Here is a 26,127-nt window from a genome sequence, read left to right as displayed (position 1 = left end):
TGTGGCAAAAATAAGGGAAACATTAAAAATGTTGCCTCTCATCTCATTTAATATTATACAATATGTTGGTTAGGCCAATTTATTTAAGATTCAACAACTCCCTATATTTTGTCAAGGGCCATAATTGATTATCCATTAATTTTTCCAACTTATCGCTATGCAACCTTATATCTAAAAAATAGGGCTTAACATTGTTGCAGTAAGCCTGTGCCTTTTTCTTGGTATCCTTTAATGCGTTTGCCTTTTTACGTGCATCTGCCATGGCATCTACCATTTTCTTTAAACTGACCACATGTTCCGCAATTTCCTCTATCATGGTCAATTGGCCTTCAGAGAATTTTTTATGTGCCGCACCATAGATTTCCTTTAGACCAGACACATTTTTAATTAAAGTATTCTGGTAAGCTATTGCCGCAGGAATTATAAACCCGTATACCAGTTCATTATAGACCCTACCTTCTATCTGGGTATGCATAATATAATTTTCCAAATCTACCTCTTGCCTTGCACGAACTTCAACCTCGCTCATAACTTTCATAGACTCAAACAGACTTAGACTTTCCTTAGAAGTTAGAATCTCAAGTGCTTCCGGTGTATTTCGGTTATTACTAAGTTTTCTTCTTTTGGCCTCGTTTTCCCAGTCTTGGCTATACCCATCACCGTCAAAACGAATTCTCTTTGATGTTTTAATGTATTCCCTTAAAATATTGAAAACGGCCTCATCTTTCTTTAATGATTTTTTATCGATAAGCGCATCGACCTCTTTTTTAAAGTCCTTTAATTGTTTGGCCACAATGGTATTCAAAATTGTCATTGGTTTGGCACAATTGGTTTTGGAGCCCACGCCTCGCATTTCAAACTTATTGCCCGTAAAAGCAAATGGAGAAGTACGGTTGCGATCTGTATTGTCCATTAAAATTTCTGGAATCTTACCTACTACATTAAGCTTTAATTCCGTTTTTTCCTCTGGTGACAATTTACCTTTGGACACGCCCTCCAATTCATCTAGTACACTACTTAACTGTTTGCCTACAAAAATTGAAAATATGGCCGGCGGTGCTTCATTGGCCCCCAAACGATAATCATTACTGGCAGATGCAATTGAGGAACGCAAAAGCTCTTCATAGGTATCTACCGCTTTTATCGTGTTGATGAAAAAGGTCAAAAATTGTAGGTTCTTCATTGGTGTAGACCCCGGACTCAATAGATTGACACCCGTATCCGTTGCCAAGGACCAGTTGTTATGTTTTCCTGAACCATTGATTCCTGCAAATGGTTTTTCGTGGAACAGAACGGTAAATTGATGCTTATCCGCAATTTTATCCATAACGTCCATCAATAAAAGATTGTGGTCTATGGCAAGATTGGCCTCCTCAAAAACAGGTGCCAATTCAAACTGATTTGGTGCAACTTCATTATGCCTGGTCTTAACGGGGATACCCAATTTGGTGCACTCTTTTTCAAGATCACTCATAAAGCTGAGCACCCGCCCGGGAATAACACCAAAATAATGGTCGTCTAGCTGTTGGCCCTTGGCAGGAGTTTCACCAACCAACGTTCTACCCGTCATAATAATATCCGGCCTAGAATGCGCAAGCGCCTTGTCAATTAAAAAATATTCCTGTTCCCAGCCTAGGGTGGCATTCACCTTGGTCACATTCTTATCAAAATATTTGGCTACAGCGGTGGCAGCTTCATCAACGGCACTCAAAGCCCGCAATAGCGGAGCTTTATTATCCAAGGCCTCTCCCGTATATGAAACGAAAATAGTAGGTATACAAAGTGTTGTGCCATAGATAAAGGCTGGTGACGACGGGTCCCATGCCGTATACCCCCTGGCTTCAAAAGTATTTCTTATTCCGCCACTTGGAAAACTGGACGCATCCGGTTCTTGCTGTACCAACTGTCCGCCACCAAATTTTTCCAATGCGGTGCCATCTGGCATTAAATCAAAAAAAGCATCATGTTTTTCTGCCGTAGAACCAGTTAAAGGTTGAAACCAATGGGTATAATGCGTAGCACCCATAGATATTGCCCAACCCTTAATAGCCTCTGCCACTTGATCGGCTATTTTACGGTCGATCTTAGAACCGGAAACCATGGCATCCTTTAAACTTTCCAGCGCATCCTTAGTCAAATATTGGAGCATTTTATGTTCATTGAACACATTGACCCCAAACAATTCCGATCGTCTACCTTTCTCTTCAATTGCTATACTATTTCTCTGCTGGCTATTGGCTATTGCGGCAAATCTTGATGATTTCATACGTAAATACATTATTAATATGGCAAAATTACGTTCTTAAAATATAAATATGACAAAATACCCGATAAATTATGGGGGTATAAAACAGTTTATTTAATTTTTAAAGATTAACCCCCTTAAAAATGTGTGGGAAATGATAAAAAACATATTTTTGTTTGTCTTTTATTTTAAAAAATTATAACGATCACAATTATGAGCAAAACAAAATTAGAATACATCTGGTTAGATGGATATTTTCCAACCCAAAACATGAGAAGCAAGACCAAAGTGGTTAATGACTTTGGTGGTAAATTAGAAGACTGTCCAATGTGGTCTTTTGACGGAAGTTCAACTCGTCAAGCTGAAGGTGGTTCTTCTGACTGTTTGCTTAAGCCTGTTGCAATTTTCCCGGACCCAGCTAGAAAAGATGGGTATTTGGTGATGACTGAAGTTCTTAATGCCGATGGTACTCCGCACGAATCTAACGGAAGAGCTACTATTGAAGATGAGGACAACGATTTCTGGTTCGGTTTTGAACAGGAATATTTTATCATGGACACTTCAACAGAATTGCCTTTAGGTTTCCCAAGAGGCGGATATCCTGCTCCACAGGGTATGTACTACTGCTCTGTTGGTGGAAAGAACACGCACGGAAGACACATTGTAGAGGAGCACGCCGATCTTTGTATAGCTGCCGGACTTAACTTTGAAGGTATTAACCAAGAGGTTGCTTGTGGTCAGTGGGAATTTCAATTATTTGCCAAAGGCGCTAAATTGGCAGGTGATGAATTATGGGTAGCCCGTTACTTATTGGATAGGTTAACCGAATCTTACGGATACTATATAGAGTACCATCCAAAACCATTAGGTAAGGATATGGACTGGAACGGTTCAGGTATGCACGCAAACTTCTCTAACTCTACATTGAGAACATGTGGAGACAAAGCAACTTATGAGAAAATATGTGAGGCGTTTAGACCTGTAGTAAAAGAACACATATCCGTTTATGGTGAATTTAACGACCAACGTTTAACCGGACTTCATGAAACTGCAGCAATTACCGATTTCAGCTACGGTATATCTGACAGGGGAGCATCTATCCGTATTCCTATTGCAACCGTTGAAAGCGGATGGAAAGGATGGTTGGAAGACAGAAGACCAGCTTCTAACGGTGACCCATACAAAATTGCAGGTAGAATCGTTAAGACAGTTAAATCTGCCAAAATTTAATACTACATTAATTATTTTTTATACTAAAAATGCCTTGGACTATTCCACGGCATTTTTTTTAATTACTAATTTTTTTCAATGGTGTGTTCATCCAATACTCATTAAAGTTATCTGGTTTAACTATGTATTGATTCTCAAAAATGGGAATATCTTTTTTCATAAATAAGGTATCTTTCAACCCACTACCATTGACTTTGATTTCTTGCACAAAAAACTCTCTAAATTGTCTGTACGTTTCATATTTCATTTCATCGACCTTAGCACCTTCAAGATTTCTAACGTCGGTTACTTTGGCAGAAAGAAGTTTCATTAAATCAAATTTCCTTGATTGAGCTGCATCCATTTTGTAAATCAAATTTCTAAAGTCTTTATCTGTTAATTTCGGATAAACCTCTACTTCGGTTTCCAACACTTTAATTCTATCTATTTCAATTTTTTTATCTTCAAAACGAATATCATAATTCCCTTTTTTAGATGCTGACTCTTTCTCTACTATACGATTAAATTTTACTATAAAGCAACCTTTAGGCCCATCTAATAAGACTTCTTTAACTATAAACTCTGGTAACTGCCCAACTTCGAAAATATTGAAGAAAGAAATGTAGTTTGGATACATTTTACCATACTTTGATTTATATTCTGTTAACACTTTAAAAATGGCAACATTATCGATACCCTGTTTATCTACTTGCCCATTTTCAACCTTCCTTATACGATCATAAAGTTTATATTCCATTTTATGGATGGCAAAATTATTCTTAGCTATAAATAACTTACCATGTACAAGATACTTAAGAAAAGATTGCTTAAAACTAATTACATATAGAACCTCATTATCATTTTGAATATCATTTTCTTTTTTAAAATAATGATTATTTAAAAGATCATTTTCCAATATATTGACAAAATCATAAGAATTTACATTATAATTCCTAATAGCGTCATGAACACGTAATATGGTAAACTCGTTACCCCCGTAACTATCTAAATAGGCTTTATCAATAAATTTTTTAAATTTTTTATAATCATATTTTCTTTCACCTTCTGCATCCCGCATAAAATTTATATTATTGATATAGTCGTAAATACGAAATTTAGAATCTGCATAATCATTGGTGTGGAAGCCTTTATCGACAACTTCTAGAATTGCCTCGTTCAAGTTTACATAGTTATCGTCTTTAATTTGGTAATCCCTATAATAACCGATGGCAGCAAATTCGTTAGCAGGATAATTGTTGGGAATACCACTTATTGCCTTTCTTACAATAGTTCTAGCACTGAGACCACTTCTTTTTCTTTTGGCACTAACTACCGCCTCACTTAAAGAAATCGTAGCTGGAGACAGACGGATGATGTTTATATCATTTGGAGAAAGCTTTTGTAATGCAAACTCCTTCTTTTCGTAACCCATAAAGGAAATTATTATTGATTCTCCTGCTTCCCTTAAGGCAATAGGTAAACGAAAACTACCATCCATATTGGTAATAACACCGTTCGCTTTACCTTTAATACTTACAGTAGCAAATACAACCGGGTCACCCGTTTCTTGGTCTAATACTTTAGCCCTAAGGAATTCAGAAGTTTGAGCAGAAAGAATAATCGGAATACATATTAAGAAGAATAATATAAGACCCCTAATTGTAAAAATGCGCATAGGTTGGTTTTGTTGGTTTATTAAAGACGAAGCTTTAAAGTTATTTCCTACAAAAATTATGCCGACCAACAATTTATGATAAACAAATTCTACTCATAATTACATTAATTTATAAGCGTTAAATCTGCCAAAATTTAATTCTACATTAATTATTTTTTATACTAAAAATGCCTTGGACTATTACAAGGCATTTTTTTTAGTAGATTTTAAAGATTATCCTATTGTTGCATATATAAAAGTCAGATATAAAATGAATAGTATAAGACCATCTCTCCAACCTAGTCTTAAACCTTTTGGAATAAAGACCAATGGAAGAATAAGAAAAGAAATACCGAGCATCCAAAAAATATCATTTGTTAAAAGACCCTCGTCCATAACGGTTATTGGTGTAATGATAGAAGTAATACCTAATACGGCCAATAGATTAAAAATGTTGGAGCCAATTAAATTCCCCAAGGAAATTGCTTTTTCTTTTTTTATTATTGCGATTATAGATGCTGCCAATTCAGGAATACTAGTACCTACCGAAACTATTGTTATTGCTATAATACGCTCACTAACGCCAAATATAGTGGCCATACCCACTGCGCCATTGATCAACAGTTCAGAACCGCCCCAAAGGGCACTACCCCCCAAACCAAGAAACAATACTGTTTTATAGGTCGGCATCATGACGTCCGGTTCGTCCTCTTCATCAATCACGGCAGGCTTTTGAAAGCGTAGCAGATATACCAAGAATAAAAATAGAAATACCACCATTACTATACCCTCATACTGCACTAACACCCCATCAAAATAAATAAAGAAGAAAAAAAGGATAGAAGCAAGCATCATCACCGGCCAATCTGTTGTATAAAAACTTTTACTGACATCTATTGGGCTCAATAAAATGGTAATTGCCAATACAAGGCCTAAATTTGCAATATTAGACCCTACCACATTCCCCAAGGCTAAATCTGGAAATCCGTCCAGCGCGGCATTGATACTAACAATAAGCTCAGGAGCCGATGTTGCAAACGAAACCACCGTCATTCCTATGACAATTTTTGGGATATTTAATTTTAAAGAAAGATCAACCGCCGCTTTTAACAACCAATTACCGCCTGCAATTAGCAAGGTTAGTCCCGCTACAATAAAAAATAGGTTTAACATATATCCGCTTTTTGACAAATATAACAGAACAAAATTGTTGCTGATGACATAAACCCGGATATTAAAAACTAAAATTTTAGTTAAATAACTACAAAAATAGTTTTATAACTATAAAAACAGTTTATATTAGCACTCCCAAGAATAGGATTATGGAAAAATTGACCAATAAGGAAGAAGAGATCATGAAAATTCTTTGGCGCCTAAAAAAAGGGTTTGTCAAGGAAATAATGGCAGAAATTACGGATAATAAACCCCATTACAATACGCTTTCTACCATTGTAAGAAATTTAGAGGAAAAAGGGTTTGTTGATTTTATAGCTTATGGTAAAACCCACCAATACTATCCTATCATTTCTAAAGAGAACTATTACAAAGCCCATGTAAACGAAGATATGGTAGGCTATTTTGACAATTCATATAAAAATCTAGTTTCCTTTTTTGCCAAAGAAGAAAAAATTTCGGTCAAAGAACTGAAGGAAATCATAAACTTAATTGAAAAGGAAAATTAAATGGAAGCAATTTGTTTTTATATTCTAAAATCCGGTGTATTATTATTCCTTTTCTATGGTAGTTATTATATACTATTGAAAAATGAAACTCTATTTCGTTTTAATAGGCATTTTTTGTTGTCCGGCCTGATTATCTCTGTATTATTGCCATCGTTTTATATAACAACAACCGTAACGGTTCCTTTATACACTATACAACAAGAAACCACTGGTATTACAGAACTGATTAAATCCCCACTAGAAGGGTTTTGGAATACCTCGTTGATATTAATGATCCTTTACACTGCAGGAGCACTATTCTTCCTAGCCAGGCTATTTGCACAACTAATACAATTGCGAAAGATTTTAAAAGACGGGCAAATAGTATACGCTCAAAACACCATACACCTAAGGACAAACAAAAATGTACTCCCTTTTTCCTTTTTTAAAACCATTGTTTACAATCCGTCTAAACATAATCCAGAGGAATTAGCTGCAATCGTGGCCCATGAAGAAGTACATGCCAAGCAGTATCACTCCATAGACATTCTGATAATGGAACTTATTTTGGCATTACAATGGTTTAATCCCTTTGTATGGTTATACAGAATGGCCTTAAAACAGAATCTGGAATATTTGGCAGATACGGAAAACTCTCAAATAAAGTTTAATAAAAAAGCATATCAATATATATTGTTGCAACAGGCATGTAGCAATTATAGATTATCAATTGTAAATCCATTTTTTAATTCATTAATCAAAAAACGAATAGTTATGATCAATCAAAAACAATCACATCAATTAAACGCATTAAAAAGTTTAATCATAGTACCGCTTCTAGCATTTTTTCTGATAAGTTTTAATACGAAAGAGGTATATGCAATTTCCGATTCCAAAGTCTTGACCAAACCATTAAATACTATTGAAGTCTTAATCGATAAGCATACGACAGATGATGAGCTTTTGAAAATTAAAAAAGAACTACAGAAAGAAAAGTTTGATTTTTCATATACCGTTGTCCGTAACGAAGAAGGTTTTATTAAAAGTATTTCTTTACTAGTTACCGGAGGAAATAAAAAAAATGGTGAAGCAAGCAGTTCATTTAATTCTGTAGCGGAAAATGACACTATAGATCCAACATATATAAGTATAGACCTTAGTACAAACCGCATAACCATTAGAAATGGAAAAGCTGAACATAAAATGATCCAGGTACGGACCAGCCCCAGCAAAAAATTAAAAATTACGTCAAAGTCAGATAGCGATCATGATATTGAAATCATGGAAGAAGAAGGCAATACATTTCTCTATATAGAAAATGATAAACAGCCACTAATTTATATTGATGGTAAGAAAAGTGACCATGACATATTGAAGTCAATAAACCCATCAAATATTGCTACAATGAATGTTATTAAAGGTGAAGCGGCCATTACAAAATATGGTAAAAGCGCACAGAACGGAGTTATTGAAATAACCACCAAGAATTAATTACATAACCAATATATTATATAAACAGTCCGGTGGATAATCTCCTCCGGATTTTTCATTTTAAAGATGAAAAAGCCACTTATTACCATTTTACGAGAATAATTTGCCTACATTTTGCAATTCACTACAAAATAACCACTACAATTATTACAAAAGATAAGTATATCTAACTATTCATTTAACAAATGAAATAAGTTTATAAAACACTTGTTTTTATTTGTAATCCTTTTTGCGTTTTTACTTACAACTTAGTAGCCAATTGTATTATTTTAACAAGTTTAACTTGTTACAAAACCAACACTATAATACCTTAGAAGAACTATAACAGAACTATTAAATTTTATTCTCTATACGTATGATAGCAATCATAAAATTCTTGATTATTTTGATACTAAGCATCGTATCAACATTTGGATTTTGGTAGTACTACACCAAGCATAAAATACATAAATACAGGACCATAAAAACAACCTTTATTTTATGTATTTTTGAAAAAATCCGTTAAGTTGAAAAAAGCAGTATTCAAGGTATTGGCAAAATTGAACAAAATACTATTGCCATCTTATACCAGTAAGCGTTTAGATCTTTCCAAGGCCACGAAAATACAGTTGGCAATAATTGGTTGGCGATATTTTGTTACCACCAACGCTCTGGATTAATACGTTATTAAGGATTGTACGGAATACTCGTTAATTTTTTCCTTCCCGTTTAAAAAAGCAAGTTCAATCAAGAAATTGCATTGTACAATTTCACCACCTAATTTTTCTACTAATTTACACGCAGCTTTGGCAGTTCCTCCAGTAGCAAGAACGTCATCATGGATCAAAACACGATCACCTTTCTGTATGGCGTCTAAATGAATTTCAAGCGTATCCGTTCCGTATTCAAGTTCATAGGTCTCGCTAATTGTCTCCGCAGGTAACTTACCTGGCTTACGAATAGGTACAAAACCTGCATTAAGTTTATCTGCAAGCAATGGACCAAAGATAAACCCCCTACTTTCCATACCAACTACCTTGTCAATATCATTACCTTCTAATAAATTCAACAATGCCACGGTCGTTTTTTTTAGCGCATCTGGGTTCTGCAACAACATGGTTATATCTTTAAATACTACCCCTTCTTTAGGAAAATTGTGAATATCTCTAATTAAGCTTCTTAATTCCATTTAATAAACTGTTCTTAATTTTGTGGTAAATGTAAAAAGAAATATATTTGCACCCCGTTAAGGGAAATAAAAAATGGCCTCGTGGCGCAACTGAATAGCGCATCTGATTACGGCTCAGAAGGTTACAGGTTTGAATCCTGTCGAGGTCACTACTACACAAAAAAGCAAGCTAATTCATTTAGCTTGCTTTTTTTGATTATGGCTCTACAATAGCCTTGATCAATATCCTGTTACATTGTAAATTTGTGTCTATTCATCCAAGGCTTTCAATTCCTCTTCCGTAAACTCCATTCCCGTCTTGGATTTTACTTCCCTTAATTCACCTATTCGTTTTCGTCGTAGACTTTTAGGTTCATCAGAAAATGCGTTGGATACATAGGATATAATATCTGCGATATCCTTATCCGTAATATTTTCATTTCTAATAAGACCGGGCATTGCCAAGTTTAGGTTATATTCTTCTCCCTTTACATGAACCGGACCTTCTAGCCCATGAAGGATAATCAACGCCAATCGCTCTACATTTTCTACATGTTCCGATCCCATTAACGGTGGTGCTAAACCCTCAATACCTTGACCGTTGGCACCATGGCACGATGCACATATTTGATAGAACATTTTTGCCCCGCTGGTCCTATTATCCTCATTAATTGTTTTCCGGGTGTAGATAGCGTTCAGTTTACCGTTTCTTTTATTTTCCAAACTCTTACCAAGTTTATGAGCAAATTCCGATTCCCTCAACTCCCCAACAGCCATTATATTGGCATACATCAAAGAATCTATATTGGTAAGTCCACTTAACAAAGCCTCGGTAACCGTAGTATTATCCTGTCTCCTTTTCAATACCTCCAAAAATATGGGTTTAAATTTACCCTCTTCCAACGCCATCCATGGGCCCAAGGCATTGCCCAAATAAACATCTAAGGTTATATTCTTTCGAGAACCAATTGTTTTAAAAATAGCTGCGGCACTATCAATATATTCTGCTGAAACATATTTTTTGGAAAGAACTAAGGCATGCGCAGCTACATCTGTATGCGCATTCTCCATTAAGTTGGTCAATATATCAAAGGAAAGTGCACTCCACCCTTCTAATACATATAAGGCATGAAGTTGACCTAACCGATCCTTAGAATTGATTGCCAAATCCTTGACCTCATTGGTCACTTGGGTAAGCTCCTTGTATATTAGGTAATGTTGTGCCCGATCTCTGATATACCCATTTTTATGGGTTAAAAGTGAGACCAATTCATTAGCGCTCAAGGTATTGAAATCTGTAATTAAGGTTGTTTTATCGTTTTGATGTTTTATTTTCAAGATGCGTCCAAAATCAACTATAGTATCTATACGTGTTGTCTTGGTCTTCTCCTTTAAATATGGACTTAAATATGCATGGTGCCCAATCATACCCCTATGCATATCTACAACATACATACTACCATCTGGACCATTTTTTAGGCTTACCGGACGGAAGCCTTCATCCGTAGATGTCAAAAATTCCCTGTTCTCCCATGCATGTTTTGCAATTACGGAATCGCCTTTAAAATTAAGTAGCGTACGTTTGATCAGATTACCTTCAGGAATACAAACAAAAACGTTTTCCGCATAATCTTTAGGAAAGGACCCTCCCCTATAAACCAGAGGACTACAGGCCGCCGTGGCATTTACCAAAATACTATCCGCATTTAAAACTCCCTTGGCGTAACCCCGGTTAACCGATGTAGCATGCACAGGATATACCCGTTGATCAGTGGTCAACAGTTTATCCACACTGGCTTTTGGTGTAAAATATGCATTGTTGATCAAGGTATTGGGCAACACATAGTCCCCCAATAAAATTCTTGAATTATCATTATAATACAGTCTTCCAAAATTATCATGGGTCATACCCCATTGCCCCCTAAAAGTGGTAGGTTCCTTAAGCCATTTTCCTTTATGCCTGCGGTATCTAAAGTTAGATTTGGCATTATAGATCCAATTATCAATATTCAATTCCAAAGCGTTGGGTTGATGTTCTGGGTTACCCTCTACCGCATAGATAGAATCTACCAATACTTTATTTACCGGTTTGTCATCTTCAATTTCCACAAACCATAAATTAGGCGGAACCGCATACAATAAGCCACCATATACATGGGCCAAAGCCCTTGGCATTACAATACTATCCATAAATATTTTGGAATGGTCCGTAATACCGTCCTCATCCAAATCTTCTAGAATACGAATGCTCCCTATAGGCTCATCTTCCTCGGAACCCTGCATATCGCTCATATAGCCTGGCATCTGCGCTACCCATATTCTACCTTTGGCATCAAAATCCATTGCTACGGGAGCCTTAAGTAAAGGTTCTGCGGCCACTACTTCAAGCCCAAAACCCGCTTCAAGTTTGTAATGGTCCAAAGGAACTTCGGTTTCAGAGAAATTATCTTTACAAGAAAGTATCACCAAACAAAAAATGGTTAGGGGGAAAAAAGAAATGCGCATGTACTATTAAATATTTATGATAAAATTAAAGTGAAAGGTTTATTAATCAATAAGATCAAAGGCCCTTGGCAGCCAAAGGGAAATTGAAGGAAAATATGTGATCAGCATCAATACTACCACCATTGCTATCAATAGCGGAATAAGTGGTTTAATTACTTTTGCTACCGGTACTTTGGCCACACCACTACCCACAAAGAGCAAAGTCCCTACAGGCGGCGTACATACCCCTATACAAAGATTAAGAACAATGACCATACCAAATTGTACAGGATGCATACCCAAGGCCATTGCCACTGGTAAAAAAATTGGGGTGAAAATAAGAACCGCAGGTGTCATATCCATAAACGTACCTACTATTAATAAAATTAGATTGATCAGTAAGAATACCGCGATAGGATTACTTACGGAATCTACCAGTAAGCTGGTCAACATTTGCGGTATACCCTCAAAAGAGAATAACCAAGACATAGCCATAGAAGTGGCGATAAGAAACATAACAATGGCAGTTGTCCGTGCACTTTTCAGCAATATGGATTTAAAATCACCAACATTTAATTTCTTATTCCAAAAACCTAGCAACGCCGCATATACCACCGCTATGGCCGCAGCCTCCGTTGCGGTAAAAATACCGGCTACTATACCCCCTACCACAATAAACAATAAGGTTAGGCTTAGGAATGCGTTCTTAAAATCTACAAACAATTGTTTAAAACCAACCCTATTCGCTTTTGGCAAGCCTTTTCGTTTTGCGTAAATATAGACCATGAGCATAATGGCCAATCCTACTAATATTCCTGGAATATAGCCCGCTATGAACAATGCAGCAACAGAAGCAGTACCACCACTGGCCAAAGCAAATATTATAAGGACATTACTTGGGGGTATCAACAATCCCGTAGTGGATGAACTGATATTTACAGCTGCGCTGAATTCCCTAGGGTAACCTTCACTCTCCATTTTATCGGTAAGGGTACTTCCTATGGCAGAGGCGGCCGCAATGGCCGATCCGGATATGGCACCGAACAGCATGGCAGAAATGATATTTACATAGGCCAAACCGCCGGGTAGGCTCCCAATTAATGATTTTGCAAAATCAATAAGTCTTTTGGCCACGCCGCCCCTGTTCATCAGTTCACCGGCCAAAATAAAAAACGGTATGGCAAGAAGCGCAAAATTATCTATTCCCGTGGTCATACGTTGGCTTGCCGTAGTAACAGATGGCAAAAATGAAATATTGATCAATAATACCAGCATGGTAGATATACCTATAGAATATGCTACGGGAACACCATAGGCCAATAATGCCGCAAAACTTATGAACAATACCAATACACTTATAAGTTCAATGCTCATCTATAAAAAATTTTGTTTTTTAATATTGTAGATAGAAAAGAAAATTATGATTATACCACACACGGGTACAATGGCATAGACATAACCTAAAGGTACATGTAGGGCAGATGATGTTTGCCCTAAGCTCAAGGTTGTGTACACGAGATTACCCCCACCAATTACCATAATAACGAGCGCAAAAATCGCCATACAGATTTGGATAACTTTTTGTCTTCTCTTTCTTTTTTCGCCGGATAATTTGGATAGTAAAAAATCCATGGACAAATGCCCTTCTTTTTGTCCGTTAATGTAGGCAGCTCCCAAAACCGTAAGCCAGATTAAGGAAAATCTTGCAAATTCTTCCGTAAATGAACTTGATTGTCCTATTACATAACGCGATACTACTTGCCAAACAACATCAATGACCAAAAGGCCAAATATGGTTACCAGCAAATATTCAATACAGGAATTAAGGATAGTATATATTTTTTGCATTATTGGGCCAAGATTTTTTCAATTACCGTTTTCATCTTTTCATCCTGCATCATTTTTTCCATAACACCAGATGCCTTTGCAGAAAATTTGGTCTTATCAGGATATAGGAATTCTACATTGGCTTTCTTTAACACCTCCATATTCTCTGCAACCGTCTCTTGCCAATATTGCTTTTGTTTTATTACACTTTCATTGGCCGCATCTTGTAACCATTGTTGTTCTTGACTACTTAGTGTATTCCAAAATTTGGTACCTATAACCACCACGTCCGGGACCATCGTATGCTCATCGAACGTATAATATTTACAAACTTCATAATGGTTTGAGGTTACAAATGAAGGTATATTGTTCTCCGCACCGTCCACTACATTTTGTTGCAGGGCCGTGTACAGTTCACCGTAAGCCATTGGCGTTGCCGATCCTCCCAAGGTATTGACCATATTGACCGACATTTCGTCGTTCATGGTCCTTATCTTCATACCGTCCAAATCCTGAGGGGTTTTTACCGGTTTCTTTTTAGCATAAAAACTTCTGGCACCAGCATCATAAAAACAAAGTCCCCTTAAAAGATATGCAGAACTACTTTCCAATAACTCCTTGCCAACCTCGCCTTCCAACACCTTAAATAGATGTTCCCTGTCCCTAAACAAGTAGGGTATACTGGTAACTTGGTACGCTGGTGCAAAATTAGACATGGATGCCGCGCTAACCTTGGTCATTGCTATACTTCCGATCTGCAATAATTCCAACACCTCTCTCTCCGTACCCAATTGGCCATCCGGAAAGATTTTCACCACCAATTTGCCGTTAGATTTTTTCTCAACGGATTCCTTCATGGCAACAATTCCCTTATGTACCGGATGTGTTGTAGGTAAAGAATGGGCAAAAAAAAGAATTTTCTTATCGGAATCAATAACACAGGAATTAAAAAGAAACACACAACATAATAGTGCCCCTATACCATGTTTACCCTTCAATAACCGACTATTCAATAACCAACTACATATATTCCTTCCTGCTATCATGCACTATTTTTAAATGTTAAGGCCTAACCTTACACCCTTTTCCAATCCCGATAATTGTGCCAAGCCCATTGCCCTACCTATTAAGGAATACCCGGAATAAAATTCGTTTTGTCTTTTCTTATCATCTAGCAATACATGGCCATGATCTGGTCTCATAGGTATCCTTACCACACCATTACCACTATTCTCCCTTTTCCGCTGTTGTTCAACTATGGCTTTCATTACCTTATCTATTGGTACGGACCCCCCCAAATGTTCAGCTTCATAAAAACTGCCATCTTCTGACCTGGCCACATTTCTTAAATGTATAAAATGAATCTTGTCTCCAAAATCCTCTACGATTTTTACCAGATCATTATTTGCAGATGCTCCTAAGGAACCAGAACAAAAAGTTAATCCGTTACTTGGCGAAGGACAACATTCCAACAAAAATTTAATTTCGTCGTAATTGGATACAATCCTTGGCACACCAAAAACGGAAAACGGAGGGTCATCTGGATGTACCGCCATACGAACACCAATTTTTTCCGCTTCTGGAATGATGGCATTTAAAAAATAAGATAGATTCTCCTGAAGTTGGGTCTTACTAATTTTCAAGACTGTGGCATGGTTGGCCTTGAATTCATCTAACGCGATCAGTTTTCTAGAACCTGGCATTCCCGCCAATATAGATTCTTCCAATTTCTTTTTACCATCAGCGGAAAGTCCCTCAAAATATGATTTTGCCTCTTGATAAGCTTTCTCAGGGTAGGATTCCTTCGCATTTTCACGCTTAAGAATAAATAGGTCGAACGCTGCTGCCGAAATTGGACTGTACCGTAATGCAGATGCTCCTGTAGGCAAAATATAGTCCAGATCTGTGCGTGTCCAATCTATTAACTGCATAAAGTTATAGCACACATCATAAATACCATTTTCGGCCAGGTTTTTTAGTGTTTGAATATAATTGGCGATATACCGATCTCTTTCTGGCAAACCGTATTTAATAGCAGTGTGGATATTGACACTCTCAACTACAGTCCATTCCATATTATGGGCTTCAATTTCATATTTAAGCGCGGCAATGGTCTCCACGGACCACACCTCCCCAACAGGTACATTTTGGCATGCCGCCACAATACCTTCTACACCTAATTGACGTATATCTGCCAGTTCTACACCAAATTCAGGTCCAAACCAACGAAATGTTTTTTTTAAGTATTCCATAATTTATATGAGCAACACAATTGTGTATAATTAATATGCCTTAACAAGATTTAAATATAGTAAACTAGTTATTAAATGTAATGGATTACACACCAGAGAAAGAACTAAATCCACCATCTACATCGAATATACTACCAGTAACAAAACTAGAGGCATCACTCAGTAGATAATGCACCATACCGTTGAGTTCGGAAGCATCACCAAAACGACCCATAGGCGTATTTTTAATAATACTGTTGCCACGTTCCGTATAAGACCCGTCCTCATTGGTCAACAACCTTCTATTTTGGTTGCCTATAAAGAACCCGGGAGCTATGGCATTTACCCTTAACTTATCCCCATGTTTTGAAGCCAGCTCGTTAGCCATCCATTTGGTAAAAATATCTATAGCTCCTTTAGCCATAGAATAACCTAAAACTCTGGAAATGCTTTGTTTAGCTGCCATTGAAGATATATTTACGATAGAACCATAACCTTGTTCCACCATTAATTCACTTAATATTACGGTTGGGATTACGGTACCAAAAAGGTTAATGTCTACCACCTTACGGGTATCGCCCATGGTAATATCCCTAATGGTCTGTTCCGGTTTTAATGTAGCCCCGGGAATATTGCCCCCTGCTAAATTTACAAGTCCGTCCAAATGTTTAAACTCCTTTTTAATGCCGTCCTTTAATTGTAAAAGCTCTTTTTCATCCATGACATCAACCTTAAAAATAGATGTGCTTTTGGCAACAATATCATTTAGTTCGGATTGTTTGGCCTGCAATTTTTCAAGGGACCTACCAAGTAACAATACATGGGCACCATTTCTGATTAAATATTCTGCAATAGAGCCCCCTAAGGTACCCGTACCTCCGGATAAGGCGTAATTTTTGTTTTTTAAAGACAGTAAATCGTTCATTTAATTTTCTTTTGCTTTCTTATATGCGGCTATGGTGGTATAATATTTGGTCAACATATTGGGAACCTCCCACTTGGGCAGCTCACCAAGTTCCAAATACTTTAAATAATTTGATGTTACTTGCGCAAAATGGGCTTCATGACCAATCTTAAATTGATCGGGAATACCAATTTTCCATTTACCTTCCTCTATTTTTTCCAAGGTAGTACCCGGAAATTGTTCGCCTATCTCATTTTCAATTGCCAAGTTAAGGGATTTCTCAAAATTATCTCCCAATTTAGATTCCACATAAAGCACGGGCTTGAAATCTTCTTCCTTTCCTTGTTTGATAATCAGATTTGATTTTGTGCCCCGCATAATACTGTAATGCGTATCTCCGGTACCTTCTGGAGCCTTATAATTCCAAATTACGGAAACCTTTGCGTACTTACCATTAATCTTGTAGGTCATTTCACCGTTGCTAAAAACATTTAAGCCATCTTTTGCTATATCTTTTTCAAGATATTCCGGATAGGTATCCAGACCCGTAACATCTTGAAATTCCTGTAATGAAAGAACTGTAGGCCATCTACGTGCATGGACCATTTCTATTTGAGATGAATCTATAATCTGATCCGGAAAAGCTTCCCATTGCACCAAATCTACCAAATGTGTGGTAACGTCCACAATACCCTCGCCCTCTTCATTAACATCAAAAAACCATGCCGGTCTCACTAACGGTTTACCTGATACAAATTTATAAAAGTGATGAACACTCTCTTTGCTTATGGCCGGTTCTTCTGCACTACCATTGACCAGTTCACCAAATATATCCGGCAGCATAGATATTTTCTTTTGCATCATAGTCGTAGACTCAAAACGTTCCGTCATGATATCATAGATCAAAACACCTTTTTCCTCCGCAATCCTAAACGCTTCTTTAAGCTTTGCAAAACCATCAGGATTAATGACCAATGGCTTATCTGCATATACGTTTAAGCCGGCTTTTACCGCTGCAAGGATATAATCTATTTTTTTTGAATTTTTACCCGCAACCACCATGACGTTGCCAGGCTTATCCGTAACCATTTTATGCAAATAATCATCTTGCAAATACGTATTGACCTTCCAAGCCGTTGGGTCATCTGCCCTTGTATTATATTGCGCTATCTTATTTAAAAAATCATCTACTTCTGGTCCTTTGGGTGCAAATACATGAATGGTAGAATCTACCTGGGGATACATGGTCTTTTGAACAAGTGCCGCATGAAAATGTCCTGGATCTAATGTCATCAACTTAACCAACTGTTCTTTCCCATTGGTAGTTTCCACTTGTTTTTTTTCCTGTGCACATGAAAGGCAAAGAAAAAGTGCAGGCGCCACGATCATTTTAAATTTTAACGTTGTTTTCATTAGTTACATTTTACTAAAAAATATGACCACTACCGGTGGTCATATCCTTATTATTTTCTAGAAGATTCATTTCTAATACACTATGCATTAAAAATAACACCTTCATCATTTATAAACGAAGGAGCTTTCACTTTTTTTAAGCTTTTATATTATTGGTTCCGTAGGGTTTGCGCTGTACCCTTTCTAACATGGCGTTAGCCTCAGGGTCATTAATGAACCACTCATTTTCCGGGTCCCAACTTAACTTACGCGAAAACTGCATGGCAATATCGCTAATAAGACAAACCGTACATGCTTTATGTCCTTTATCTATAGGAGATATGGGTGCTTTACGTGTTTTAATACATTCTAACCAATTACCATGTTGGTCATCTATCTTTTCTAAATGAATTTCATTTTCCCCAATTACTGAATCCAATATTTTAGGGTCCGATGCATTCAGGGCCTTGGCACTTTTCTCCTTGTCTACCGGATCGGTGGCAGAAGCCGTATAATTTCCTCTGGATACAAAAATCCATCCGTCATCTCCAATATACTGAATTCCGTTAGTATAACCGCCACTGGTATATACCGTAATACCATTATCATATTCATGTTTTACAAAGAAATCTCCATGTACGTTCCATAGGCCGGACTTTGGAAACTCTGCCAAAGCCTCTACGGATATAGGTCCTGACAATTCAGTATTCATACCCCATGCGGCAGAATCGTAATGATGTTGGCCCCAACCGGTTATCATACCTGCTCCGTAATTACGGTGCCTTAACCATCCCGGTCTACTATAGCCATCTTGCGGATGCACCCCAATCTCGGTATAGGGAACTTCTGGGGTAGACCCCAACCACATATCATAATTTAAATTACTGGGCACGGGCATTTCTGGTGCTTCCGGACCAGCGGGATCACCGGGTAAACCAATTTTTACGGTATGTATTTTTCCGATCCTACCATTTCTTACCAATTCTGCCGCTACCCTAAATTGTGGCATGGCACGTTGTTGGGTACCCACCTGTAAAATTACATTATTATCCTGCACGGCTTTACGTAACTGTTGTCCTTCTTTTACAGTTAAAGAAGTTGGTTTCTGAAGATAGATATCCTTACCGGCAATAGCGGCTTCCATAGCGGGTTGCGAATGCCAATGATCGGGGGTACTGATGACTACGGCATCAATATCCTTATTCAATAACATTTCACGGTAATCCCCGTACATCTTGGTATCCATATACTTGTCCTTACCGGTCTTTTGCTTATAGTAACCATCTACCAAGACCTTGGCGTCGTTCATACGTTTACTATCCAGATCGCAAACGGCCACATAACGTGCATTGTCAAATCTTATGGTATCATGAATATCATGGTCACGTGCAATTCTCCCGCATCCTATCTGGCCAATATTTATTTTGTTACTTGGAGCATTTTTACCAAAAACCGAAGATGGTACTATGGTAGGAAATGCTACTGCAGCTGCAGTACCCAATGATGATTTTTTTATAAAATTTCTTCTCTGCATCTGTGTATCTTTTTAGTTTGAGATTGGTTTTAGTTCTAATGGATTTGCAAATGATTGCCAATAGGCCTCTGCTTCCTCTTTGGAGAGTTCACCATCGAACACAATCATTCTGTATTTTAATTCATATTCCTTGTTAGGTTCAATTTGCCATTCTACGTGACGGATCGGACAGAATTCAAAAAACATATCTCCCCTACCTCCATTACCATCAATAGGCCATACACGCATTGGTTCTGGATGCATTCTATTATTTGGGTTGCTTAAAAACAATATACCATTGGTACCCTTACCATCACTGGATTCCCCGGTAACTATGGCCCATTTGGCATTAGTACCATCGGCAGTTAGACGGTCTTCACCTTCTGAAGTCAACACTTTACAATTGTCCTTATGCCACCTTTCTGTAAAACGCATACCTAGTCCACCTCCATATCTATACGCTTCAAAAAGAATTCCTTCTGCTAAGGGGGTGGTAAATGAAGAGGTATAGTCCAACATATAACGATCGTCCCTACCAAGGTCCCATAATCTTATTTGAAGATTTTCATTTAATGCAACCTGTGGTTCTGTTTGTGTTTTGTAATCTATATGTTCCTGTACCGCATTAAAACCAGTTGAAACTGCACCATTGGAAATTTCATTAAACTCTTTGAACAGTACCGTACCTTGGCCATCCCCTAGGTTCCAAAAATCTACTCGCATGGTATCTATGCGGGTATGTGTCCATGGTCCCCAAACCCCATAATGATGCCAGTGATCTGGAGGGTTTATCCTGGTCAATGTATCTCCCTTTGGTGTAATGATAGGATGAATAAATCCTGATTTTTTAAAAATGGTATCCACTCCCTTTGGTGGGTAGTGCATACCGTAACGGTAACCTACCAGTGCATTATTGCTATTTTGCAACATTAAATCGCCCTCATTTTTTACCGCTGAAAATTTTTGAGCGGTATGTACAGGTTTGTTATTTACCAATACTTGATACTCATCTGTACGGTTTTTTTGATGTATGAACCAAATCTTATTTGCAACAGTATCCAAATCAAAGGGAATGATATCATCCCCATTCAATAGGCTAACGTTTTCATCTTTAAGTTCTTCCAGCTCCAAGGATACCGGTGTATTGATCAATAAGCCGCTACCCTCTTGCAAATGAAAGTTATATTCTTTTTTATTTTCCTGACAAGAAATCAGAAATACAACAAATGCAATTAAAAATATATTCTTCATTATTTACAAGTTCGGGTAACGGTTATTAAAAAAACTAACTCAACATTATTCACTTAAAAGTATTATAAAAAGATACAATAAACTACATATACTCTTTGTAATTCATTAATATATAGCAACATAACCTATTCCTGTCCTCACTTATTATAGGAATAAGCTTCATCTTAAACTATCCTAGTTGTACCCTGGGTTTTGAACCAGTTCAGCACCACGGTTTCCTTCTATCTCATCCGCCGGTATTGGCCAAAGATTAAAATGAGGCTGCATACCGTTTTCAACATAAAACGGATTATAATCCATAACACGCTCATAGATTGTATTGGTTCTCATAAGGGTCAGTCTTCGTTTTTCTTCCAAACCTAACTCACGAACACGCTCATCTAGAATATAATCCAAGGTTACATCACCAGCTTCAACTAAAGAAGCATTTGCCCTATTACGTACCACATTAATATCATCTGCCGCCAATTGTGGCTGACTATTGGCCAAATAAGCCTCTGCCCTAAGAAGATACGTTTCTGCCAACCTAACCATGTACTGATCGGTGTACGTACCTCCTGCAGAAGATGTCAACGCATACGGCACGTCACTATTTCTCAATAAGCCATCTGGGTGATTATAAGGTGTGGTCACTTTTGTAGGAAAAGCATAGAATTCCCTGATACGTGGCTGTGTTTCCGTAGACCATACCGTATCCCTGCCAATTTCTTCGGCCAAAATTGCCAATGCAGATGAATTGTCCTTATTAAACACCCTCACGAAATTATGATTGGCGTTTCTTATATCGTTCACAAAATCTGGATTGCTATCATCCCCGCCCCAAACAGTGTTGGTGTAATATTCCGTTGTAATTCCCCAACCAATTCCACGACCACCGGTATAATCACCTACGGGCCAAGAATTAAAAGGAGCAAACCTTAATAATGGACCAAAATGTCTTTCAAAAGGATACGAGCCACCACGGCTACCGGATTGAAGTCCACCACCCTGCACATCGGTCTCAAATTGAATTACCCATAGCGCCTCGGTATTTCCACTAGACCTATTTTGGTTGCCCCTTCTGAACAAATCCCAAAATACATCACCTGGCTCCTCGTTAGATCGTGTTCCAAATCGCTCTGTCATTAACCCTGTATCACCACTGTTGATTACCGTAGATAGCGCAGCGATAGCTTCTGTAGTATTCCCTAATGCCAATTGCGCTTCACCTAAATAGTGTAGGGCTACCAAATCATTGATACGGCCATCTTGCGCCTCACCTATACTTGGCAAGTTAGCGGCTGCAAACGTTAAGTCATCTATTACTTGGTTTAAGACCTCTTCCCTGGTATTACGAACAAAATCTATTTTAGGTTCAGTTATAGCATCTGTTACAATAGGTACACCTCCATATAACGTAACTAACACATTATAGGCAAAACCTCTAAAAAATCTTGCTTGGGAAATGATATCCTTAATTTCCTCCTCAGTCATTTCTGACTGTGGCGCCAACTCTATTACGGTATTGGCCTCGGAAATATTTTTGTACAACAAGTTCCAATGTGTAGTGGCAATGTCTCCCGCAGGATCATACGCCTGCACCATATTACCGTGTCTTTGGGTACCTCCCGGTTCTCCGTCAAATACTAAATCTGTACCATACAGAAAATCAAAAGGCCTGTTCTCGTCCCTATTATAAAATTGTCTTCTTACCAAAAAGTACATATTATTTACCGAAGCGGTAAAATCTGCATAGGTATTAAAGGCATTTGCAGAACTTAGAAAATCTTCTGGTTTCTCTTCTAAAAAGTCCTCGTCGCAGGACCAGAAAAAAGAAATAAGCGCTAAAAATATAATTGATTTTTTCATGTTTATTTTTTTTTAAAATGATAAGTTAACACCAAGTGAATATCCTTTTAATACCGGTCTTCCACCCGTTGTTAGACCAACACCGTAAATATTACGATCTGAGTCTTGATATTCGGGATCAAAACCGTTCCAATCTGTCCAAGTGGCCAAGTTCTTACCACTGATAAAGACACTTAGTGCATCTAGGCCTAAACTTTCCAACACATTGTTATCAAAGCTGTACCTTAGGTTAACATCCTGTAATCGTATAAAACTCCTATCCTCATATCGTGTTCCAGCAATACCCGGTCTATTAGGTGCCATGGCATTTAAGCCATCTGGGTTTTGAGGAGACCAGTAGTCTATACCGGATACCACATTCTGGTACAATGTATTTGCATTTCTATACAATGCATTATCATTACGTGATATGTAGTTGCCATCATTACCCTGTATGGAATTCAAAAAGAAACTGAAAGAAAGGTTTTTATATTTAAAGGTATTTAAAAGGGATATCGCATAAGAAGGATCCCTTGTACCAATAATTTTGCGATCATCTGCCTGTGTGATCAAGCCATCATTGTTTTGATCCACTATCCTATAATTTCCAATACCATAACCATCTGGAATATCATCACCAATTTGATAGATACCATCTGTTTCATAGTCGTAGATTGCATTAATGGATTCCCCAATGAACAACCCACTTTGAATTAAGTCATCCTCTACACCATCACCATCCGCATCTTCGCCGGTGAGCTCCAAAATCTCATTTTTATTCCTTGAATAATTTAAGCCTGCGGTCCATGTAAAATTATCATTTCTAACAATCTCCCCCGTCAATGAAACCTCTAGTCCGGTATTTTGGATTTTTCCCACATTGGTCTGTATATTACTAAAACCGGTTAAATAAGGTATACGTACGGAGAACAAAAGATCATCCGTAATATTTTTATAGGTATCTATACTTCCGTTCAATCTGCTGGAAAATAATGAGAAATCTACCCCCACGTTTAGACCGGCCGTTTTTTCCCAACGTAAATTAGGGTTTGCCAGAGTAGTCAACTCTTGACCAAAGGCAGGAGAACCTCCATCACCAAAAACATAGGCAGGCCTTGTTCCTAATCTTGCCAAAGAAGTATAGCGATCAGTTTGGTTACCGGCAATACCATAACTTGCACGAACCTTTAGGTTGTTCACCCAATCCGAATTTTGTAAAAAGGATTCATTTGAAGCGACCCACCCTAATGCACCAGATGGAAAGTAAGCGGATTTTTCATTGGCCGCAAAGCCAGAGAAACCATCTCGCCTAATAGTACCGGTAATAATATAGCGGTTATCAAATTTATAATTGGCCCTCAACATTTGATAGTTCAAGGTCTCTTTGAAAGAACTAGATCCAATGAAAGGAATAGCTCCTACCGATAAATCATTATACCCCAACGACAACCTATCAAAACCAGATGCATACGCATTTGTACGCTCGTCCTTACGTTCTATAGCACCATATAATAATGTTGCGGAAATATCATGTTTACCGAACAACCGGTTGTAATTAAGAAGGTTGTCCAACGTGTAATCCCTGTAAAAACGAATATCCTTACCGGCATCACCCGTAAGTCCCGCCCCATAAATACTGGAACCATATCTCTTTTCAATTCTATAATTGTTACCAAAATTAATTCGGTAAGAAAGTCCTTCTATAAAAGGTAGGTCCACCTCTGAATACACATTGGCAAAGAAATAATCCTTACGCTCATAATCCTGTGTATTTTGACCTAAAAATGGATTAGGCTCTATGGTACCTGCCGGATTAGGTATTAAATTACCATCTTCATCAAAAGGCACCAATAATGGTGAAAAGTTTCTAAGCTGTGAAATATGGGGCTCATCACCATCTAGTTTCTCGAATGATCCAAAAGCCTGAACTCCTATTTTCCATCCTTCGGAAACATTGGTATCTAAATTGACACGTAAACTCCTACGCGAAAAGTTATCATTATTGATAATACCCTCTTGTTCCGTTAAACCCATTGAAACCAAATAACTTGTCGTTTCCGAAGCTCCGGAAATACTGACCTCATTTTCTTGAACAAAACCAGTTTGTGTACCATTGCCCCACCAGTCATAATCATTATCACTAAATTCACCAGGGTTGGTATCCGACTCCAATTCAAAATTTGCATTAATTCCCTGACCAGGTTCAAAATAACCTACATAATCAGGATTTGGCGTGGTATAATCCGGACCAAGAAAACGTAAATCATAAAGTTGCATATTAATATGGTCAATATAATCCGATCTACGAAGTGGCCTATGGTCTGTAGTAGATTGTAAAGTTGCATAGGAAGAGGATACCGATATTTTGGCTTTTTGATTTCTTCTACCACCTTTGGTAGTAATCAAAATAACACCATTTGCGGCCTGTGCCCCATATACAGCGGTAGAACTAACGTCCTTTAGAACATCAATAGATTCTATATCGTTGGGATTCAACGAAGACAAAGACCCATTGAATTGAATACCGTCCAGGACAATTAAAACACTTTGACTACCATTTAAGGATACCTGCCCCCTAATGGAAATTTCCGGTGTTGAACCTGCAGAATTGACCTGTCCAATATTTAGTCCCGCTACGGTTCCTTGCAGACTCTGTGCAATATTGGTATTAGGGGAATTCTCAAATGCTTCAATATTTGCACTAGCTACCGCACCCGTTACATCTGACCTTTTTTGGCTACCATAACCAATAACCACGACCTCATCTAGATTGGCCACATCTTCCTGCAGAACAACATCTACACTAGCATTGCCGGCTACAGGTTTTGTTTGCGATTTAAAACCTATCAACGAAAAGACAAGTTCCGAGGTGTTGACATCACTAACTTCAATGGAGTAAACGCCATCAAAATCTGATACCGCCCCATTAGTGGTTCCCTTTTCCAAAATATTAGCGTAAGGTATAGGAACATTGTTCGCGTCCGTAATAGTACCGGTCACTACGGTACCGTTTTGGGCAAAGGCCGTAAACGAGATAAACAATAACAACAAGGTCATTGTTACACCCGCCCTTTCCCGAATTTTAAGTTTGTTAATTTTTTTCATGAATGTGTAATTAGGTTGATTTTAAGTTCCTCATTTTAAAGTGTAAGTATCACATTTAAAGACAAATCTATATAATCGATTTTAATAATGCAACCGATTGCACAAATATTTTGTTAAAAAATATAAATTATTAACATTTTTGAGGTGTTAATATCAGATATACCCTAATTTTAAGCAATCAATTTT

Annotated in this window: 19 protein-coding genes and 1 tRNA gene; 5 read left to right on the top strand and 15 right to left on the bottom strand. The window is 37.6% G+C overall.

Annotated elements, in window-relative coordinates; translation table 11 throughout:
* Nucleotides 1-79: 79 nt before the first annotated feature.
* Nucleotides 80-2,266, bottom strand: a complete 2,187-nt coding sequence (locus JM81_RS16680; RefSeq protein ID WP_089259789.1) for a glutamine synthetase III — start codon at nucleotides 2,264-2,266, stop codon at nucleotides 80-82.
* A gap of 192 nt (nucleotides 2,267-2,458) precedes the next feature.
* Here JM81_RS16680 and JM81_RS16675 point away from each other — a divergent pair, with 192 nt between their 5' ends.
* Nucleotides 2,459-3,475, top strand: coding sequence for a glutamine synthetase beta-grasp domain-containing protein (locus JM81_RS16675; RefSeq protein WP_089259656.1), 1,017 nt, complete (start codon nucleotides 2,459-2,461; stop codon nucleotides 3,473-3,475).
* Between the two features lie 58 nt (nucleotides 3,476-3,533).
* Here the strand turns inward: JM81_RS16675 and JM81_RS16670 are convergent, their stop codons facing one another.
* Both JM81_RS16670 and JM81_RS16665 read right to left on the bottom strand, forming a co-directional pair.
* The gene (locus JM81_RS16670) at nucleotides 3,534-5,129 is read right to left on the bottom strand and encodes a carboxypeptidase-like regulatory domain-containing protein (RefSeq protein ID WP_144805078.1); all 1,596 of its coding nucleotides are present in this window, start codon (nucleotides 5,127-5,129) and stop codon (nucleotides 3,534-3,536) included.
* Nucleotides 5,130-5,342: 213 nt separating this feature from the next.
* A complete protein-coding gene (locus JM81_RS16665; RefSeq protein ID WP_144805076.1) occupies nucleotides 5,343-6,281 on the bottom strand; it encodes a calcium/sodium antiporter in 939 nt (312 codons plus the stop codon).
* Nucleotides 6,282-6,430: 149 nt separating this feature from the next.
* Between JM81_RS16665 and JM81_RS16660 the strand changes: the two genes are divergently transcribed.
* The 3 genes from JM81_RS16660 to JM81_RS16650 all read left to right on the top strand — a co-directional run bounded on the left by JM81_RS16660 (nucleotide 6,431) and on the right by JM81_RS16650 (nucleotide 8,919).
* Nucleotides 6,431-6,790 (top strand): BlaI/MecI/CopY family transcriptional regulator, encoded by a 360-nt coding sequence (locus JM81_RS16660; RefSeq protein ID WP_089259653.1) that lies wholly within the window; start codon nucleotides 6,431-6,433, stop codon nucleotides 6,788-6,790.
* The gene (locus tag JM81_RS16655) at nucleotides 6,791-8,260 is read left to right on the top strand and encodes a M56 family metallopeptidase (RefSeq protein ID WP_144805074.1); all 1,470 of its coding nucleotides are present in this window, start codon (nucleotides 6,791-6,793) and stop codon (nucleotides 8,258-8,260) included.
* Between the two features lie 506 nt (nucleotides 8,261-8,766).
* Nucleotides 8,767-8,919 (top strand): SsrA-binding protein, encoded by a 153-nt coding sequence (locus JM81_RS16650; RefSeq protein WP_144805072.1) that lies wholly within the window; start codon nucleotides 8,767-8,769, stop codon nucleotides 8,917-8,919.
* Here the strand turns inward: JM81_RS16650 and JM81_RS16645 are convergent.
* Nucleotides 8,916-9,428: an adenine phosphoribosyltransferase gene (locus JM81_RS16645; protein ID WP_144805070.1), complete on the bottom strand. Its 513-nt coding sequence runs from the start codon at nucleotides 9,426-9,428 to the stop codon at nucleotides 8,916-8,918. The two genes, JM81_RS16650 and JM81_RS16645, sit on opposite strands and share 4 nt — an antisense overlap.
* Before the next feature lie 75 nt (nucleotides 9,429-9,503).
* On the opposite strand from JM81_RS16645, the gene JM81_RS16640 reads away from it, so the two are divergent.
* A tRNA-Arg gene (locus JM81_RS16640) sits at nucleotides 9,504-9,577 on the top strand.
* A gap of 100 nt (nucleotides 9,578-9,677) precedes the next feature.
* Here JM81_RS16640 and JM81_RS16635 read toward each other — a convergent pair.
* The 11 genes from JM81_RS16635 to JM81_RS16585 form a co-directional block, all read right to left on the bottom strand.
* Nucleotides 9,678-11,912 carry a c-type cytochrome gene (locus tag JM81_RS16635; RefSeq protein ID WP_144805068.1) on the bottom strand — a complete coding sequence of 745 codons (2,235 nt, stop codon included), beginning with the start codon at nucleotides 11,910-11,912 and terminating at the stop codon, nucleotides 9,678-9,680.
* A gap of 42 nt (nucleotides 11,913-11,954) precedes the next feature.
* Nucleotides 11,955-13,265, bottom strand: coding sequence for a TRAP transporter large permease (locus JM81_RS16630; RefSeq protein WP_186435598.1), 1,311 nt, complete (start codon nucleotides 13,263-13,265; stop codon nucleotides 11,955-11,957).
* Nucleotides 13,266-13,739 (bottom strand): TRAP transporter small permease, encoded by a 474-nt coding sequence (locus JM81_RS16625; RefSeq protein ID WP_089259649.1) that lies wholly within the window; start codon nucleotides 13,737-13,739, stop codon nucleotides 13,266-13,268.
* Nucleotides 13,739-14,764 (bottom strand): TRAP transporter substrate-binding protein, encoded by a 1,026-nt coding sequence (locus JM81_RS16620; protein WP_144805066.1) that lies wholly within the window; start codon nucleotides 14,762-14,764, stop codon nucleotides 13,739-13,741. Before JM81_RS16620 ends, JM81_RS16625 begins: the two co-directional genes overlap by 1 nt.
* Before the next feature lie 9 nt (nucleotides 14,765-14,773).
* A complete protein-coding gene (uxuA, locus tag JM81_RS16615) occupies nucleotides 14,774-15,970 on the bottom strand; it encodes a mannonate dehydratase (protein ID WP_144805064.1) in 1,197 nt (398 codons plus the stop codon).
* An 85-nt stretch (nucleotides 15,971-16,055) separates the two neighbouring features.
* Nucleotides 16,056-16,874, bottom strand: a complete 819-nt coding sequence (locus JM81_RS16610) for an SDR family oxidoreductase (RefSeq protein WP_089259646.1) — start codon at nucleotides 16,872-16,874, stop codon at nucleotides 16,056-16,058.
* Complete coding sequence (locus JM81_RS16605; RefSeq protein WP_144805062.1) at nucleotides 16,875-18,266, bottom strand: putative oxidoreductase C-terminal domain-containing protein; 1,392 nt, start codon at nucleotides 18,264-18,266, stop codon at nucleotides 16,875-16,877.
* A 136-nt stretch (nucleotides 18,267-18,402) separates the two neighbouring features.
* Nucleotides 18,403-19,779 (bottom strand): Gfo/Idh/MocA family protein, encoded by a 1,377-nt coding sequence (locus JM81_RS16600; protein ID WP_144805060.1) that lies wholly within the window; start codon nucleotides 19,777-19,779, stop codon nucleotides 18,403-18,405.
* A 12-nt stretch (nucleotides 19,780-19,791) separates the two neighbouring features.
* Nucleotides 19,792-21,009 carry a PmoA family protein gene (locus JM81_RS16595; RefSeq protein ID WP_144805058.1) on the bottom strand — a complete coding sequence of 406 codons (1,218 nt, stop codon included), beginning with the start codon at nucleotides 21,007-21,009 and terminating at the stop codon, nucleotides 19,792-19,794.
* A 174-nt stretch (nucleotides 21,010-21,183) separates the two neighbouring features.
* A complete protein-coding gene (locus tag JM81_RS16590; protein ID WP_144805056.1) occupies nucleotides 21,184-22,857 on the bottom strand; it encodes a RagB/SusD family nutrient uptake outer membrane protein in 1,674 nt (557 codons plus the stop codon).
* A 12-nt stretch (nucleotides 22,858-22,869) separates the two neighbouring features.
* Nucleotides 22,870-25,941, bottom strand: coding sequence for a SusC/RagA family TonB-linked outer membrane protein (locus JM81_RS16585; RefSeq protein ID WP_261375119.1), 3,072 nt, complete (start codon nucleotides 25,939-25,941; stop codon nucleotides 22,870-22,872).
* Nucleotides 25,942-26,127 lie beyond the last annotated feature (186 nt).

Source organism: Maribacter sp. MAR_2009_72 (genome assembly GCF_007827235.1).
GTDB classification, from domain to species: domain Bacteria; phylum Bacteroidota; class Bacteroidia; order Flavobacteriales; family Flavobacteriaceae; genus Maribacter; species Maribacter sedimenticola.
Note: the sequence above shows the minus strand (reverse complement) of the source record. Positions and strands in the feature narration are given on the sequence as shown.

Excerpts from the sequence above, each read along its gene's own strand:
- JM81_RS16655 (WP_144805074.1), top strand. The coding sequence starts at position 6,791 with ATGGAAGCAATTTGTTTTTATATTCTAAAATCCGGTGTATTATTATTC.
- JM81_RS16600 (WP_144805060.1), bottom strand. The coding sequence starts at position 19,779 with ATGCAGAGAAGAAATTTTATAAAAAAATCATCATTGGGTACTGCAGCT.
- JM81_RS16665 (WP_144805076.1), bottom strand. The coding sequence starts at position 6,281 with ATGTTAAACCTATTTTTTATTGTAGCGGGACTAACCTTGCTAATTGCA.
- JM81_RS16625 (WP_089259649.1), bottom strand. The coding sequence starts at position 13,739 with ATGCAAAAAATATATACTATCCTTAATTCCTGTATTGAATATTTGCTG.
- JM81_RS16585 (WP_261375119.1), bottom strand. The coding sequence starts at position 25,941 with ATGAAAAAAATTAACAAACTTAAAATTCGGGAAAGGGCGGGTGTAACA.
- JM81_RS16670 (WP_144805078.1), bottom strand. The coding sequence starts at position 5,129 with ATGCGCATTTTTACAATTAGGGGTCTTATATTATTCTTCTTAATATGT.
- JM81_RS16675 (WP_089259656.1), top strand. The coding sequence starts at position 2,459 with ATGAGCAAAACAAAATTAGAATACATCTGGTTAGATGGATATTTTCCA.
- JM81_RS16610 (WP_089259646.1), bottom strand. The coding sequence starts at position 16,874 with ATGAACGATTTACTGTCTTTAAAAAACAAAAATTACGCCTTATCCGGA.
- JM81_RS16590 (WP_144805056.1), bottom strand. The coding sequence starts at position 22,857 with ATGAAAAAATCAATTATATTTTTAGCGCTTATTTCTTTTTTCTGGTCC.
- uxuA (WP_144805064.1), bottom strand. The coding sequence starts at position 15,970 with ATGGAATACTTAAAAAAAACATTTCGTTGGTTTGGACCTGAATTTGGT.
- JM81_RS16635 (WP_144805068.1), bottom strand. The coding sequence starts at position 11,912 with ATGCGCATTTCTTTTTTCCCCCTAACCATTTTTTGTTTGGTGATACTT.
- JM81_RS16630 (WP_186435598.1), bottom strand. The coding sequence starts at position 13,265 with ATGAGCATTGAACTTATAAGTGTATTGGTATTGTTCATAAGTTTTGCG.
- JM81_RS16605 (WP_144805062.1), bottom strand. The coding sequence starts at position 18,266 with ATGAAAACAACGTTAAAATTTAAAATGATCGTGGCGCCTGCACTTTTT.
- JM81_RS16620 (WP_144805066.1), bottom strand. The coding sequence starts at position 14,764 with ATGATAGCAGGAAGGAATATATGTAGTTGGTTATTGAATAGTCGGTTA.
- JM81_RS16645 (WP_144805070.1), bottom strand. The coding sequence starts at position 9,428 with ATGGAATTAAGAAGCTTAATTAGAGATATTCACAATTTTCCTAAAGAA.
- JM81_RS16595 (WP_144805058.1), bottom strand. The coding sequence starts at position 21,009 with ATGAAGAATATATTTTTAATTGCATTTGTTGTATTTCTGATTTCTTGT.
- JM81_RS16680 (WP_089259789.1), bottom strand. The coding sequence starts at position 2,266 with ATGAAATCATCAAGATTTGCCGCAATAGCCAATAGCCAGCAGAGAAAT.
- JM81_RS16660 (WP_089259653.1), top strand. The coding sequence starts at position 6,431 with ATGGAAAAATTGACCAATAAGGAAGAAGAGATCATGAAAATTCTTTGG.